The organism is Muriicola sp. SD30 (assembly GCF_041205185.1).
Taxonomy (GTDB): domain Bacteria; phylum Bacteroidota; class Bacteroidia; order Flavobacteriales; family Flavobacteriaceae; genus Muriicola.
Genome location: NZ_JBGEWB010000001.1, coordinates 663371 through 677627, shown reverse-complemented (window position 1 = coordinate 677627; position 14257 = coordinate 663371). Strand labels below are relative to the sequence as shown.

The following is a 14257-nucleotide window of genomic DNA, read 5'->3' as shown; positions in this document are numbered from 1 at the left end:
GCAGCTGACGGATGGATGAGCAAAGCAGATTTTTATCATATCTTTAACACTTGCTATGGATGATTCAAGTCAGATAAACCGCCTTAAGAACGGCGACAAGAATGCCCTCTATGCCCTTTATGACAAATATTCGGGAGCACTCTACGGCGTAGTATTGAGGATGTGTCGTGACAAAGAATTATCGGAAGATCTGCTTCAGGAAATATTTGTCACCATCTGGGAAAAAATAGACCAATTTGATCCTGACAAGGGTAAATTTTATACATGGGCGTATAGAATTGCCAGGAACAAAACCCTGAATGCTTTAAGAAAAACAGATCCCCTCATCCAAAAGGAGGATATGGGTGTATATAATGATATAGAACAGGAAGAGTCGGGTCATAATTACGAAGCCCTGAATGGGGTGATAAAAAAATTGGAGGCCCATCATCAGAAAGTGATTGAGCTGGTATATTTTAAAGGATATACCCATCGTGAGGCACACAAGCTGATGGGTGTTCCTCTGGGCACATTTAAATCTTATGTACGCCAGGCCCTGGTTCAGCTCCGGGGAAATTACCCCCTGACTCTTTTCTTTTTATCAATATGTTTAGATGTAATTGATCATGGATAGGAAAACAATATTAGAAAAAGGATTATTGCTCAATTATCTATTGGGTGAGCTCAACGCGAAAGATGAAGAATTGATCGAGAGCGCATTACAGCAAGACAAAGTCCTGCGACAGGAATACCAAAAACTCGAATCCGATTTTGAAGGTATAGCGCTGGAAAATGCTATAGCTCCGCCTCAGCGGATAAAAAGATCACTTGAGAAGACGTTAAATAGAGACAAGGACAATAATTATACTCCTGTTAAGTCACTGAGTAGCTCAGGTGCCTTTAATCCAGCCAGATTACTTGTAGCAGCGAGTCTGGCGGCTATCTTTGCCCTTACTTCCTTCTGGTTTTACAATCAATGGCAGACGGCTGAAGAAAATATCAGAATAGCCAGGGAAGAAAAGGAGCAACTGCAGGAATCCCTTCAAAAATTATCCGAGGAGATGCAGGAGGTAAATGCAATGTATGCCCAGCTCAATGATAAGGATGTTATTCCACTTCTCCTTAAAGGGAATACGCTTGCTCCTGAAGCCAGGGCTGTTGCCTTTGTCAATCACAAAAGTAAATCTGTGGTGGTGAATCCGAAAGCCTTGCCTGCCTTGTCTGAAGAAGAAACTTATCAGATGTGGGCCGATGTGGATGGCGAAATGATCAGTATGGGCCTTCTTCCTACAGATAAGGATCTTGTCGCACTGACCTATATTGATAATGCTGAATCCTTAAATATCACCATTGAACCAAAAGGCGGGAATGATCATCCAACGGTAGAACGACTTATTTCTAATATCTATTTGTAGAGTTTATGAGAATGTAGTGCCACTACTATTTCTCTGCCGGGATGCCGTAAAGGTCGAAATCGGAAGCCTCGGTAATCGTTATTCGGGCGAAATCACCTTGTTTGAGGTAGTATTTTGAGGCGTCGATAAGTACCTCATTGTCTACATCAGGGGAATCGAATTCTGTTCGGCCCACAAAGTAATTCCCTTCCTTTCGGTCAATGATACACCTAAAAGTCTTTCCGATCTTTTCCTGATTGAGTTCCCAGGATATCTGCGCCTGCAGTTCCATGATCTCATTAGCCCTTTGCTGTTTGACCTCTTCAGGAACGTCGTCTTCCAGGGAATAGGCATGAGTATTCTCTTCATGGCTATAGGTAAAGCATCCTAGTCGTTCGAAACGCATCTCCTTCACCCATGCCTTCAGGGTTTCGAAATCAGACTCCGTTTCTCCGGGATACCCTACAATAAGTGTAGTTCTGATCGCCATCCCCGGTACGGCCTCCCTAAATTCTCTGAGAAGGCGAGTCGTTTTTTCCTGAGTTGTTCCCCTGCGCATACTCTTTAAAATGCGATCGGAGATATGCTGGAGTGGGATGTCGATATAGTTACATATTTTGGGCTCTTCCTTCATCACATCCAACACATCCATTGGAAAACCGGTTGGGAAAGCGTAGTGCAGGCGTATCCATTCTATCCCTTCCACCCCGGCCAGCGCCCTGAGCAATTCTGCCAGATTTCGTTTTTTGTATAGGTCAAGGCCGTAATAGGTAAGATCCTGCGCAATCAGAATAAGTTCTTTAACCCCTTTTGCCGCTAAAATCGTTGCTTCATTTACCAGGCTTTCTATCGGAGTGCTACGGTGCTTTCCTCTCATCAGGGGGATAGCGCAAAACGAACACGGCCGGTCACATCCTTCCGCAATCTTCAGATATGCGTAATTTTTAGGAGTTGTCGTAAGTCGCTCACCCAGCAATTCATGTTTATAGTCGGCTCCCAGCGCTTTGAGCAGGTTTGGCAGGTCGGTTGTACCGAAATAGGCATCCACGTCAGGAATCTCTTTCTCGAGATCTGGTTTATATCGCTCACTGAGACAACCAGTTACGAATACCTTTTCAACTCTTCCCTCCTCTTTTTGCCGGACAAAGTCTAAAATGGTATTTACACTCTCCTCTTTGGCATTTGCAATAAAGCCACAGGTGTTGATCACAACAATATTCCCATCTTCTTCATGGACCACTTCCTTATCGTTCGCACGCAACTGCCCCATTAGTACCTCAGAATCGTATACATTCTTGGAACAGCCCAGGGTTACTACGTTGATCCTGTTTCTTTTAAGAGTTTTAGTACGCATTTTGTCAAATGAGCTGCAAAAATACAATATAGCACAGGATTCCTGTTACCTGAGAGAAGCTTTATTTATAATTCTCAGGAGTCTTCCTCACTTTACTGACCTTCTCATAGGCGGCGCCGAGGCGAAGGAGTTTCGGCTCTTCGAACTGTTTACCAATAAAAGTAAGGCTGATAGGTTCACCGCTCAACTTATAGCCCATGGGCACTGTTAATGCCGGGTACTTGGCTGCAGCTGCATATGCTGCGTGGTAGTTGTTGATAGACAGGATTGCATGGAGATCATGTGTATCCATAGCAGTATTAAAAAAGGCCCTTGTATCTTCTTCTAGCTTCTTTTTGATTGTCTGAAGTTCTTCTGCTGATGTACTGTCTGAGACGACAGCTTCGAACCTCCCCTGGCCATAGGGAATTCGCGTAAGGCTGTCCTGCAGGTTGTATTTCATGATATCTGCAACGGTCTTCACCCTTATGGCCTCTTTATTATTTATATTCTGTGCAATATATGCCGGAAGATCTTCCTTCATATCCAGGTTGAGAATGCTTAAAAACCCATCAAGAGGCACTCGGGGAGGGTCAATAACTATGATCTCACTGCCTTCTCTGCGTATCATTTCCACCGTCTGACGGTAAATACTATCTCCTTCCATCAGATTAGAAAAAACCCCGAATCGTTTCCCTTTGAGTTCATTATATGAAAGTCCTTTATACCATTCCTTGCCAAAATCCTTTCCCACCGAGCTTTTATCTTCAGGGTCTTTCCCCATCATCGCATCCAGTAAAATGGCGTTGTCTGTAATATTGCGCGTCATTGGGCCGGGTGTATCCAGTGTACTGGATATAGGAACAATACCCGATCTGCTCAACAGCCCAATGGTAGGTTTCAGGCCCACTACAGAATTCTGACTGGAAGGCGAAAGAATAGATCCTGATGTTTCCGTGCCCACAGCTGCAACAGCGTAATGGGCAGCCATGGATGTCCCACTGCCAGAGCTTGAACCTCCTGTTTCAAAAACTCTTCTCCCGTATGGATTTAAGGTCTGACCTCCATAGGCACTGTATCCCACAGGGCAACCGTCACAGAGATAGTAGGCCCATTCACTCAGGTTTACCTTCCCAAGGATAAGGGCACCTCTGGCCTTCAGTTGCCTGACAATAAAAGCATCAGGGGCACTATTCTCCTGAAAGATCAATGCTCCTGCAGTGGTATTCATTCCTTCTGTCCCTATGTTGTCCTTGAGTAATACGGGCATCCCGTAAATGGGGTGATTCCCTTCCCGGCGTTCTTTATCCCGTAAACGGGCTTCCTCTACCACCTTTTCATTCAGGGCAATAACAGTGTTTAAGGTCGTTGAATTATCAAGTTCATAGGAATAAATCCTCTTGAGGTAGAACAAGACAATTTCCTCATAGGTCAAATTTCCACTGGCCACAGCAGCCTGCAGACCTAAAATATCCTGCTTCAGGATCAGGGATTTAAGCTTTTCATAATCTTCATTTGTAACTGCTGAAACTTCCTCATAAAGGGGCCGGAAAACATCATTCTTATCAAGGACTTTCGACTGTATGAGTTTGTAGCGCATACGAGAATTCTCATGATCCTGATTTGCGGCAACTTCAGTAGAATCGTTATATGGAGTCCAAAGGACTACATCACTTTCGGAAGATGCTTGCTGTTTGCAACTCCAGAAGCTCATGGCCAATACTGCCAGCGCAAGAAGGCGCATTCCTTTTATTCTTTTATAAGTTTCTTCCATTTTGTAATATTTTCCTGATTCATCCGAACAAATTCATCTTTCCCTTCTTTTTCAGCCAGGAAGAGTGAACGCTGTGCCGACTGTGTAGCACCTTTGTAATCTTCCAGTGCTGCCAGGACGAGCGACCTGACACGATAAAAATAATAGGTATCTCCTCCAAGTGCAATTGCTTTATCCAAATACTTAAGGGCTCTGGGATATTCAATACCCTCTTCCTGCAGGTAACGTGCAGCCTCATAATAGGTCTGAGCAGATGGAGATTGTCTGAGTTGCTCTTCTATAGCCTCAAGCATTATTTCCCGTGTATTTACAGTGATGGGAATAGCAATGGTAGTATATCCCCATTTCCATTGCATAAGGGCTCCATTATGACTGATGGAATCAAAAGAGATCAGAAAATTTTCCTGCCAGGTGTCTGTAATCTCAGGTGTAACCTTAATCCTGAATGCATCTTCATCAGGATTGTAAGCTGTTCGTCCATCTCCCCAGTGCGTGGTGTTCTTATGAAAGACTACCTCCCAGGCATCTTCCTCAGGAAACGCATAAAGGGCATAGGTCCCCTTTGCTAAAATATTGCCAAGTATCCCAAGTTCAGAAGTTGTTGTGAATTTGGTAGATTCATTGGCTCCCACGCGCCAGATTCGCCCGTAGGGCACCAGCCCTCCGAAAAGTTCACGTCCCTTAACGGCCGATCTTGAATATTCTACGGTAAGTGTCGACAAGCCAATATCCTGCCTGACTGTGGTAAACGGACTTGCTTTGGGATGATTTATTTGGGCCCCCGCCGGGAATGACCAGAGAAGTAAAAAGAGGATTCCTGTGCTGGCAAATATTTTCAACTGAAGAATGAGTCTACAAATTCGAATTTATTGAATACCTGCAGATCTTCAATCCTTTCTCCAACCCCGATGTATTTCACCGGGATTTGAAACTGGTCTGAGATTCCGATTACCACTCCGCCTTTAGCAGTACCATCGAGTTTTGTTACGGCCAGGGAACTAACCTCCGTGGCTTTGGTGAACTGCTTTGCCTGTTCAAAGGCATTTTGCCCTGTTGATCCGTCCAGGACGAGTAATACCTCGTGGGGTGCATCGGGCACCACCTTCTGCATCACGCGCTTTACCTTGTTTAGTTCGTTCATCAGGTTCACCTTGTTGTGAAGGCGTCCGGCAGTATCAATAAGTACTACATCAGCCTCTTTAGCTTTGGCAGCATTCAGGGTATCAAAAGCCACTGACGCAGGGTCACTTCCCATTTTTTGCTTGACTATTGGAACTTCGACCCGATCGGCCCAAACCTGAAGCTGATCTATGGCAGCTGCCCTGAAGGTATCTGCCGCACCCAGAACCACTGAAAACCCCTTTTTCTTAAATTGATAGGCAAGCTTCCCAATTGTAGTAGTCTTTCCTACTCCGTTTACTCCAACTACCATAATCACATAGGGCTTCTTATCAGCCGGCAGTAGAAAATCAGTATCCTCGCCTGTATGGGTTTCGGAGAGTAGGCCGGCGATTTCTTCCCTTAGAATTAAGTTCAGCTCTTCAGTCCCCAGATACTTGTCGGCTGCAACCCGTTCTTCAATTCTTTCAATAATCTTAAGTGTGGTAGTTACTCCGACATCAGAAGTAACCAGTACCTCTTCCAGGTTATCGAGAACTTCATCATCAACTTTCGACTTCCCGGCAACGGCTTTCCCCAATTTGGAAAAGAAACTGGTTTTGGTTTTTTCCAGTCCTTTGTCGAGACTTTCCTTTTTCTCGGAAGAAAATATTTTTTTAAAAATACTCATACGACGGCTCTTCTATGGCGGTTCCAAATATAAGAAATAAAAAAGCCGCTATCCTGAGAGAGCGGCTTATTTCGTTTATAAGAGCTTACTATTATTTAGCCAGCCATTCGTTGACCATCTCTGGCGGCATTACAGACTCAACGAAGGTATAAGCGCCACTTTTAGGCGACTTCACCATTTTTATCGCTTTGGTCAATCTTTTTGATTTTCCCTGAAGGGTTGCTACGGTCTTCTTTGCCATGTCTTCTTACTTTATCTCTTTATGAACTGTCATTCTTTTCAGAATGGGGTTGAATTTCTTGATCTCCAGGCGGTCCGGAGTATTCTTCTTATTCTTGGTAGTGATATACCTGGAAGTTCCGGGCATCCCGGATTCTTTATGCTCTGTACATTCCAGGATCACCTGAACCCTATTTCCTTTTTTTGCCATGGTATGCTAATTTATTGGCTTACTTTAATATTCCATTCTGACGCGCTTCTTTCAAAACGGCAGATATTCCTTTTTTGTGAATGCTTTTAAGAGCTCTTGCCGATACTTTTAAGGTGATCCAGCGATCTTCTTCAGGAATATAGAATCTCTTCTTGGAAAGATTTACGTCAAATCTCCTTCTGGTTTTATTGATCGAAAACGATACATTATTTCCGAACATCGCCCTCTTCCCGGTAATTTCGCAAACTTTAGACATGGTGCTCTACTTTACATTGTTTAAAACAGGATGCAAATTTACGTCATTTTCACGGAAGAGCAAAAATCTTTTTCAGAATTTTAAAATTTCTTCCCGTAACATTTCCAGGGCTTTATGAACCCCTTTCTGTACGATCCTCACGCGGTGGTTTCCCATTGAAAAATGTTCCACCCGTGTACCCTTATCACTGGATATGGCGATGTATACTGCACCAATAGGAGCATCTGAATCGCCTTTGGTAGGTCCGGCATTTCCTGTTGTAGCAATTCCGATATCTGAATTCATAAGGGAACGAATGTTCTCAGCCATCACTGAAGCCACTTCTGCACTTACGACAGAATGCTTTTCTATAAGTTCCTCTGGCACCTTGAGTATATCGATCTTTGTTCTGGTCGCGTAGCTTACAACACCCCCTACAAAATATCCCGATGCGCCGGGAACGGCAGTGATCTGTTCAGCAATCTTCCCTCCGGTAAAACTCTCGGCGGTTGCTATGGTCTTATTTTTTGATAGCAGTAATTTCCCCACCACAGCCTCCAGGACGCCTTCCTCTTCTTCACCTGAAATAAGTTCCCCTATGGTATCATAGATCCTCGCGGTAACTTCCTTAACTCCTTCTTCCAGCACTTTTTTATCAGGTCCTTTGGCGGTAAGACGAAGGCGCACTTTTCCCAAATTGGGTAAATATGCCAGTTTTATGTAAGGAGGTAAACTGTCTTCAATATCAGCAATACGTTCAGCGATTGCGCTTTCCCCCAAACCGTAGGTCATCAGGGTCTTATGCAGAATAAACGGGGTATTGTATTTTTCCGCGATTCTGGGCAGAACATATTTCGACATCAGTTCTTTCATTTCATAAGGCACTCCGGGTAGGGATACGAAAATCTTGTCCTTATCTTCTATCCACATCCCCGGCGCTGTACCGTATCTGTTTTGCAGCACCTCCGCACGGGAGGGAACATATGCCTGTTTCCGGTTTACCTCAGAAATGGGGGTAGATATATATGTTTTAAACAAATACTCTATATGTTGCAGTACTTCCTCATTGAGGACCATAGTATCATTAAAGTATTCACATAGGGTGAGCTTGGTTATGTCATCTTTTGTAGGGCCGAGACCCCCGGTTAAGATTATGAGCTGGGCCCTGCCCGAAGCTTCCTCAAGGGCCTTAAGGATATGTTTTTTTTCGTCTTGTACAGAAGTGATTTGGTAGACTGAAATACCGAATTTATTAAACTCGGTAGCAATGTAAGCAGAATTAGTGTCTACGATCTGGCCGATCAGGATTTCATCGCCAATGGTAATTATTTCAGCAAGCATTATACCTCAAAATCTTTGCGCAACTCGCCTATAACCTGATGAATATCTTTCTTTAAAGCAGGGAATTTTTCTTCAATGAGAACTTTATTCTTCTCATCCTTTCCAAGGGTTTCAATTTCCAGAGCTATGGCCCGGGTTTGCTCCATACCAAGTATGTCCACATTGGGTTTTATTTTATGGGCTAACTGATAGACATTCTCATAGTCTCCTTTATCTATGGCATTTTCCAGATCCTCCAGATCCTGAGGCACCTCTTCGAGGAAAACCGTAATTACAGACAGGACAAAATCATTGTCCCCATCTGCCATCTCATTTAATTTATCCAGACTATAGATCATCTACTTTATATTTATACGAAACAATTCCGTGCCCTCCAATTTGCCGGAAAGGTAATCATTTGGACTTACTTTGCCAACACCTGCAGGTGTGCCTGTGAAGATAATATCGCCCTTTTTTAATGTAAAATAATGAGAAGTATAACTTATGAGTTCATCAACCGACCACAACATATCCGACGTATTTCCCTGCTGCACCACTTCCCCGTTTTTTGACAGGTCGAAATTCAGCTGTTCCAGATCCTCAAACTGGTTTTTAGGCAACCACTTTCCAATGACAGCAGCACCATCAAAGCCCTTTGCTTTTTCCCAGGGCAGGCCTTTTTCTTTGAGCTCTGCCTGCAGATCACGGGCAGTAAAATCGATCCCCAGACCGATCTCGTCGTAGTATTTATGGGCAAATCGGGTGTCAATATGTTTTCCTACTTTTTTGATTTTCACCAGGACCTCAACTTCATAGTGAACCTCCCTGGTAAATTCCGGGATATAAAATGCCTGTTCTTTAGGTAATACAGCCGAGTCGGGCTTTATGAAAACCACCGGATCAGCCGGACGATCATTAGACAATTCTTTAATGTGATCAGCATAATTTCGACCGATGCAAATAAGCTTCATCTTTCTGACTACTAAAGTTTATTATTAAGCTTCCTTAGTTTGATCTGAGTAAGTACCTTTTTGGTATAGAGGGGAAAATCTGCGTTGAGGATCCAACCAAAGTAACCAGGCTCTTCTTCCAGTACCACACTCACCTTCTTTCCCTTGTGTTTTCCAAAGGTGAAAATTTCCTCTTCATCCTCGTCAAATCCAATAAATCCTGCAAAATCTGCATTCTGGCGGTAGGTCGAAAAATCTGCCAGTTTTTTAATATTATTTTCCAGATCGGGGTAGCGGTCTAACTGAGCCAGGAGAACCTCATAGGTAGCCTCGGTATCGGCCTTTGCCCCATGTGCTCCTATCAGTTCCTTGTCACAATAGAATTTATAGGCGGCAGAAAGCGTACGCTGTTCCATTTTGTGAAATATCGTTTGAACATCAACTGAGACCATGTTCTTCATGTCAAAATCAACACCGGCCCGTAACATCTCCTCTGCCAGCAGTGGAATATCAAAGCGATCTGAATTAAATCCAGCCAAATCACTGTCCTTTATAAACTGATAGATTTCCTTGGATAACTCGGCAAAAGTTGGCTCGTTCGCCACCATTTCATTAGAAATACCATGAATGGCGACCACGTTTTCAGGAATTTCACATTCCGGATTCACCAGCCAGGTACGCTGTTCTTTTTCCCCCGTTGGCAAGACTTTGAGGATGGATATTTCTACAATTCTGTCCTTAGCTACATTGGTTCCCGTGGTTTCGAGGTCAAAAAAGCAGATAGGCTTGCTGAGGTTTAATTCCATTTCCTTGATTTTGCGTATTGAAGATTTATATTCCCTTTACGGGAAAAATCAGATTTCCCGTTCAGTATCCCAATCTTCCAGATAATCTGCCACGGCTTTGACAAACATACCTCCCAGTGCCCCGTTCACCACCCTGTGATCATAGCTGTGGGAGAGGAACATTTTACTTCTGATACCAATAAAGTCGCCTTCCGATGTCTCAATAACCGAAGGAACTTTTCGGATAGCTCCTAAGGCCAGTATGCCTACCTGGGGCTGATTAATAATGGGGGTACCGAAGACACTGCCAAAAGTTCCCACATTGGTCACGGTATAGGTCCCGTCTTTGATCTCGTCGGGTTTTAGATTATTCGTTCTGGATCTGTGGGCAAGATCGTTCACTACCTTGGCCATACCAACCAGGTTGAGCTGATCGGCATTTTTTATAACCGGAACAATAAGGTTTCCATCGGGAAGGGCGGCCGCCATTCCAATATTGATGTTTTTCTTTTTGATCACGTTATCCCCGCTAACCGATATATTGACCATGGGAAACTTTTTAAGGGCTTTGGCCACGGCTTCCATAAATATCGGGGTAAAGGTTAATTTCTCCCCTTCACGTTTCTCAAAAGACTCTTTTACTTTGTTACGCCAGTTTACCACTTTGGTAACATCAACCTCAATAAAGCTTTGAACATGAGCGGAAGTTGAAATACTGTCGGTCATATGCTGGGCGATGAGTTTACCCATGCGTGTCATAGGAATAACTTCATCAGCTCCACTGGCCTGGGCCGTACTAACCTTATGAGGTACATCGGTCTTTTTGGGCGCTTCAATTTTAGCCTCGGCTTTAGGTTCTATGGGTTGTTCAACAACCCTGGTTTTCCCCTCATCCCCATTTTTCCTCTCTTCAATATATGCGAGGATATCGTTTTTTGTTACTCGTCCTTCAAGGCCGGAACCCTCTATGGAATCGAGCTCCTCAAGGGAGATGGATTCCTGTTTGGCAATATTCTTTACAAGGGGGGAATAGAATCGCTCTGAAGAAGAATAGTCTGCTGCTGGCGCAGTCACCGTTTCTTTAGCCTGTATCAACGGTTGTTCAACGGCTGCAGTCACTTCTTCGGGCACAGCTTCTTCCTCTTCTTTTACTTCTATTTCCGGGGAGGATTCCGGTGCAGAATCACCCTCGGTTTCAATAATAGCAACGGTCTGCCCTACTTTTATAACGTCGTCTACCTCAAACAGCTTTTCCGTCAGTACTCCTTCCACCTCGCTGGGAACCTCAGAGTCTACCTTATCTGTAGCGATTTCAAATACGGCCTCATCCATTTCTATGGTGTCGCCAACCTCTTTGAGCCATGTAGTAAGAGTAGCTTCCGCTACACTTTCCCCCATTTGTGGAAGTTTTAATTCGAATTTTGACATATTCTTATAAAGGGACTTGTTTAGTATAATATTTTTGCAAAAATACTAAAATTTTGCTCTATTTATTAAGTTTTCGATATTCCTTAGCCATTCGCCTTCAAGGAAGTTTCGAATGGGATTCGTTGCACAATACTTCTGCCCAGAGTAATTTCATCAGCAAATTCTAATTCATCTCCTACGGCAATTCCCCTTGCGATGGTGGAGGTTGTAAGCTCCTGGTCCTGTATTTGTTTGTAAATATAAAAGTTAGTGGTGTCTCCTTCCATCGTTGAGCTCATGGCAAAAACCAGCTCACGCACCACTCCGCTTTTTACTTTTTCTACCAGGGATTGAATACTAAGATCCTGGGGGCCTATTCCTTCCATAGGGGAGATCTTGCCTCCTAGTACGTGGTATAATCCGTTATACTGACTCGTATTTTCAATCGCCATCACGTCCCGGATATCTTCCACTACACAAACAAGACTCTGATCTCTTTTTGGGTTGGCGCAAATTTCGCAAAGAGCCACATCGGATATATTATGGCAGTTACTACAAAAATTAATTTCCTTCCGAAGGTTTTCCAGGGCTTTGGCCAATCGCTCAGTCTGTCCCTTGGGTTGTTTCAACAGGTGCAAAACCAGTCGCAGTGCCGTACGCTTTCCAACACCCGGCAATTGAGACATTTCATAAACGGCATTTTCAAGAAGTTTAGAAGAAAATTCCATACCGGCAAAATTACGTACTATTTTTACTTTTTGTACTTTGCACGGGAAATTAATTTGAATGACAGCCACCTATATTCTGCTGCTGATCGGGGCTTATTTCCTGGTCCTGATCCTGATTTCCTACCTTACCGGACGCAATGATTCCAATGCCGATTTTTTCAAAGCCGGCAAGAAATCTCCCTGGTTTGTAGTTGCCTTTGGCATGATAGGGGCTTCACTCTCAGGCGTTACATTTATCTCGGTTCCGGGCTGGGTGGCGTCATCAGAATTCAGCTATATGCAGGTGGTCTTTGGTTACCTGGTGGGCTATTTTGTCATTGCATATATCCTCCTGCCTATTTACTATCGCCTCAACGTAACCTCTATTTACGAGTATCTGCAAGGTCGTTTTGGTATCGTAAGCTACAAGGTTGGTGCCATTTCTTTCTTTATCTCAAGGGTGTTGGGTGCTTCCTTCCGACTTTTTCTGGTTGCTATTGTATTACAACAATTTGTCTTTGACGCCTGGAATGTACCTTTTGAACTTACGGTAGTCCTTTCTATTTTATTAATCTGGATCTATACCTTCCGGGGTGGAATCAAGACCATCGTTTGGACCGATACCCTTCAAACACTTTTCATGCTCTTATCCGTGGGCCTGTCAATCTATTTCATCAATGAGAAACTAGGCTGGGGTTTTGTTGAATTTTTAGAGTCGGAGGAGTTAAAAGAATACAGTAGGGTTTTCTTTACAGACGACTTCTTTCAGAAAAATCATTTTGTAAAATCATTCCTCGGTGGGATGTTTATTACTATTTGCATGACAGGCCTGGACCAGGATATGATGCAAAAAAACCTCACTTGTAAAAATCTCGGTGATGCACAGAAAAATATGGTTTCCTTTAGCCTGATCCTTATCGTTGTAAACCTTGTTTTTCTTCTCCTGGGTGCCTTGCTATTTATTTACGCTGAACGATTTGATGTTGCTCTTCCCCTGATGGACGGAGAACCAAAATCTGACCTTCTTTTTCCCGAGATCGCCCTTAATAGCGGATTGGGGATGGTGGTAGCCACCACCTTTATTCTGGGACTTATCGCTGCCGCCTATAGCAGTGCCGATAGTGCGCTAACCTCTCTGACCACATCTTTTTGTGTAGATTTTCTGGGAATTGAGAAAAGGGAAGTTTCCCAGCAAAAACGACTTCGTAAAAAAGTGCATGTGGGAATGAGTGTGCTTTTAATTCTGGTCGTGATCAGTTTTAAATATGTACTTGATCGGAATGTTATAGACGGACTCCTCACGGTAGCCACTTTTACTTACGGCCCTTTGCTGGGCCTGTTTGCATTCGGCATTTTTACAAAATACCAAATTATGGACAGACTGGTTTGGGTTGTTGCTCTTTCCTGCGTCTTAATAGTTATGGGTCTTTCCTACCTTCCAGCGGAGTATCTTGGCGGATATGAAATTGGTTACGAACTCCTTCCATTTAACGGCCTTATTACATTCCTAGGTTTATGGTTGATCCGCAAACGAATCTAACCTTAGTTGTATTGCCCCATGGACAATAGTACAAGGGTACATGCTACTTCCACCTCTATACCCGCTTCTCTGAGAAGTTGGTAAAACTCCGGGTTTTCTGTTCCCGGATTAAAGATGACACGCCTGGGATTCAGGTCGATAATAGTCTGATAAAACTGCCGCTGCCTTTTGGGGTTCATATAAAGAGTAACGGTGTCTACTTCCTTAAAACCATCACAAGACGTCCTGATTTGAACCCCTGCTACTGTCCCTTCCCTTAAGCCAAAGCCCAGCACTTCTTGCGAAGCCTCCACCAGCCTTTTTATGGCTACATGGCTGTAGCGATATGGTTTTAGTGATGCGCCGAATACCAAGGTTTTCTTCATCTGATGGGCCTGGTGTTAAAGTGTGTTAAGAAGTGTAACGTATCGATAAGGCTCTCGTCTTTTACATAAACAAAATTCATTGCGACGCTGTATTTTTAAAGTTAATGGTTAGTGTTTAGTGCAGCATAACAATGATAGAAACCCCGGTGTCCAAACCGGGGTTTTGTTTTTCATATCCCGACGATTTCATCACCAATAATCATCCAAAGCTAAAAATAATAGTGTTAAAACATTTTTTCCCGGTAACAT

The 14257-nt window shown here is 43.6% G+C and carries 17 protein-coding genes; 3 read left to right on the top strand and 14 right to left on the bottom strand.

Going from position 1 to position 14257, the window contains the following annotated elements; genetic code table 11:
* The first annotated feature begins 55 nt into the window (after positions 1–55).
* Both AB8P51_RS03015 and AB8P51_RS03010 read left to right on the top strand, forming a co-directional pair.
* Positions 56–613 carry an RNA polymerase sigma factor gene (locus AB8P51_RS03015; RefSeq protein ID WP_369747282.1) on the top strand — a complete coding sequence of 186 codons (558 nt, stop codon included), beginning with the start codon at positions 56–58 and terminating at the stop codon, positions 611–613.
* Complete coding sequence (locus AB8P51_RS03010; protein ID WP_369747281.1) at positions 606–1394, top strand: anti-sigma factor domain-containing protein; 789 nt, start codon at positions 606–608, stop codon at positions 1392–1394. Before AB8P51_RS03015 ends, AB8P51_RS03010 begins: the two co-directional genes overlap by 8 nt.
* 25 nt (positions 1395–1419) lie before the next feature.
* Here the strand turns inward: AB8P51_RS03010 and rimO are convergent, their stop codons facing one another.
* The 13 genes from rimO to recR all read right to left on the bottom strand — a co-directional run bounded on the left by rimO (position 1420) and on the right by recR (position 12124).
* Positions 1420–2727, bottom strand: coding sequence for a 30S ribosomal protein S12 methylthiotransferase RimO (rimO, locus tag AB8P51_RS03005; protein WP_369747280.1), 1308 nt, complete (start codon positions 2725–2727; stop codon positions 1420–1422).
* A 61-nt stretch (positions 2728–2788) separates the two neighbouring features.
* The gene (locus tag AB8P51_RS03000) at positions 2789–4480 is read right to left on the bottom strand and encodes an amidase family protein (protein ID WP_369747279.1); all 1692 of its coding nucleotides are present in this window, start codon (positions 4478–4480) and stop codon (positions 2789–2791) included.
* Positions 4456–5319: a DUF2911 domain-containing protein gene (locus tag AB8P51_RS02995; RefSeq protein ID WP_369747278.1), complete on the bottom strand. Its 864-nt coding sequence runs from the start codon at positions 5317–5319 to the stop codon at positions 4456–4458. The genes AB8P51_RS03000 and AB8P51_RS02995 overlap by 25 nt, the downstream gene beginning before the upstream one ends.
* Positions 5316–6269 carry a signal recognition particle-docking protein FtsY gene (gene ftsY / locus AB8P51_RS02990; protein ID WP_369747277.1) on the bottom strand — a complete coding sequence of 318 codons (954 nt, stop codon included), beginning with the start codon at positions 6267–6269 and terminating at the stop codon, positions 5316–5318. The genes AB8P51_RS02995 and ftsY overlap by 4 nt, the downstream gene beginning before the upstream one ends.
* Positions 6270–6360: 91 nt before the next feature.
* Positions 6361–6510 carry a DUF4295 domain-containing protein gene (locus AB8P51_RS02985; protein WP_369747276.1) on the bottom strand — a complete coding sequence of 50 codons (150 nt, stop codon included), beginning with the start codon at positions 6508–6510 and terminating at the stop codon, positions 6361–6363.
* 6 nt (positions 6511–6516) lie between these two features.
* On the bottom strand, positions 6517–6699 hold the full coding sequence (rpmG, locus tag AB8P51_RS02980; RefSeq protein ID WP_129602758.1) for a 50S ribosomal protein L33: 183 nt from the start codon (positions 6697–6699) through the stop codon (positions 6517–6519).
* A 19-nt stretch (positions 6700–6718) separates the two neighbouring features.
* Positions 6719–6955: a 50S ribosomal protein L28 gene (rpmB, locus tag AB8P51_RS02975; protein WP_129602756.1), complete on the bottom strand. Its 237-nt coding sequence runs from the start codon at positions 6953–6955 to the stop codon at positions 6719–6721.
* A 72-nt stretch (positions 6956–7027) separates the two neighbouring features.
* Positions 7028–8275 (bottom strand): competence/damage-inducible protein A, encoded by a 1248-nt coding sequence (locus AB8P51_RS02970; RefSeq protein WP_369747275.1) that lies wholly within the window; start codon positions 8273–8275, stop codon positions 7028–7030.
* Positions 8275–8613 (bottom strand): Hpt domain-containing protein, encoded by a 339-nt coding sequence (locus AB8P51_RS02965; RefSeq protein WP_369747274.1) that lies wholly within the window; start codon positions 8611–8613, stop codon positions 8275–8277. The genes AB8P51_RS02970 and AB8P51_RS02965 overlap by 1 nt, the downstream gene beginning before the upstream one ends.
* Complete coding sequence (locus AB8P51_RS02960; protein ID WP_369747273.1) at positions 8614–9225, bottom strand: fumarylacetoacetate hydrolase family protein; 612 nt, start codon at positions 9223–9225, stop codon at positions 8614–8616.
* Positions 9226–9236: 11 nt separating this feature from the next.
* Complete coding sequence (locus AB8P51_RS02955; protein ID WP_369747272.1) at positions 9237–10010, bottom strand: exonuclease domain-containing protein; 774 nt, start codon at positions 10008–10010, stop codon at positions 9237–9239.
* 48 nt (positions 10011–10058) lie between these two features.
* Positions 10059–11417 (bottom strand): dihydrolipoamide acetyltransferase family protein, encoded by a 1359-nt coding sequence (locus AB8P51_RS02950; RefSeq protein WP_369747271.1) that lies wholly within the window; start codon positions 11415–11417, stop codon positions 10059–10061.
* Positions 11418–11500: 83 nt separating this feature from the next.
* A complete protein-coding gene (gene recR / locus AB8P51_RS02945) occupies positions 11501–12124 on the bottom strand; it encodes a recombination mediator RecR (RefSeq protein ID WP_369747270.1) in 624 nt (207 codons plus the stop codon).
* A gap of 58 nt (positions 12125–12182) precedes the next feature.
* Between recR and AB8P51_RS02940 the strand changes: the two genes are divergently transcribed.
* Positions 12183–13643 carry a sodium:solute symporter gene (locus tag AB8P51_RS02940; RefSeq protein ID WP_369747269.1) on the top strand — a complete coding sequence of 487 codons (1461 nt, stop codon included), beginning with the start codon at positions 12183–12185 and terminating at the stop codon, positions 13641–13643.
* A gap of 2 nt (positions 13644–13645) precedes the next feature.
* On the opposite strand, the gene AB8P51_RS02935 is transcribed toward AB8P51_RS02940, so the two are convergent.
* Entirely contained in the window at positions 13646–14008 is a 363-nt protein-coding gene (locus AB8P51_RS02935; RefSeq protein ID WP_369747268.1) for a CoA-binding protein, read from the bottom strand.
* Positions 14009–14257 lie beyond the last annotated feature (249 nt).

What these genes read in the sequence shown, in the direction of transcription:
- AB8P51_RS03015 (WP_369747282.1), top strand. Translation starts at nt 56, where the DNA reads ATGGATGATTCAAGTCAGATAAACCGCCTTAAGAACGGCGACAAGAAT.
- AB8P51_RS03010 (WP_369747281.1), top strand. Translation starts at nt 606, where the DNA reads ATGGATAGGAAAACAATATTAGAAAAAGGATTATTGCTCAATTATCTA.
- rimO (WP_369747280.1), bottom strand. Translation starts at nt 2,727, where the DNA reads ATGCGTACTAAAACTCTTAAAAGAAACAGGATCAACGTAGTAACCCTG.
- AB8P51_RS03000 (WP_369747279.1), bottom strand. Translation starts at nt 4,480, where the DNA reads ATGGAAGAAACTTATAAAAGAATAAAAGGAATGCGCCTTCTTGCGCTG.
- ftsY (WP_369747277.1), bottom strand. Translation starts at nt 6,269, where the DNA reads ATGAGTATTTTTAAAAAAATATTTTCTTCCGAGAAAAAGGAAAGTCTC.
- AB8P51_RS02985 (WP_369747276.1), bottom strand. Translation starts at nt 6,510, where the DNA reads ATGGCAAAGAAGACCGTAGCAACCCTTCAGGGAAAATCAAAAAGATTG.
- rpmG (WP_129602758.1), bottom strand. Translation starts at nt 6,699, where the DNA reads ATGGCAAAAAAAGGAAATAGGGTTCAGGTGATCCTGGAATGTACAGAG.
- rpmB (WP_129602756.1), bottom strand. Translation starts at nt 6,955, where the DNA reads ATGTCTAAAGTTTGCGAAATTACCGGGAAGAGGGCGATGTTCGGAAAT.
- AB8P51_RS02970 (WP_369747275.1), bottom strand. Translation starts at nt 8,275, where the DNA reads ATGCTTGCTGAAATAATTACCATTGGCGATGAAATCCTGATCGGCCAG.
- AB8P51_RS02965 (WP_369747274.1), bottom strand. Translation starts at nt 8,613, where the DNA reads ATGATCTATAGTCTGGATAAATTAAATGAGATGGCAGATGGGGACAAT.
- AB8P51_RS02960 (WP_369747273.1), bottom strand. Translation starts at nt 9,225, where the DNA reads ATGAAGCTTATTTGCATCGGTCGAAATTATGCTGATCACATTAAAGAA.
- AB8P51_RS02955 (WP_369747272.1), bottom strand. Translation starts at nt 10,010, where the DNA reads ATGGAATTAAACCTCAGCAAGCCTATCTGCTTTTTTGACCTCGAAACC.
- AB8P51_RS02950 (WP_369747271.1), bottom strand. Translation starts at nt 11,417, where the DNA reads ATGTCAAAATTCGAATTAAAACTTCCACAAATGGGGGAAAGTGTAGCG.
- recR (WP_369747270.1), bottom strand. Translation starts at nt 12,124, where the DNA reads ATGGAATTTTCTTCTAAACTTCTTGAAAATGCCGTTTATGAAATGTCT.
- AB8P51_RS02940 (WP_369747269.1), top strand. Translation starts at nt 12,183, where the DNA reads ATGACAGCCACCTATATTCTGCTGCTGATCGGGGCTTATTTCCTGGTC.
- AB8P51_RS02935 (WP_369747268.1), bottom strand. Translation starts at nt 14,008, where the DNA reads ATGAAGAAAACCTTGGTATTCGGCGCATCACTAAAACCATATCGCTAC.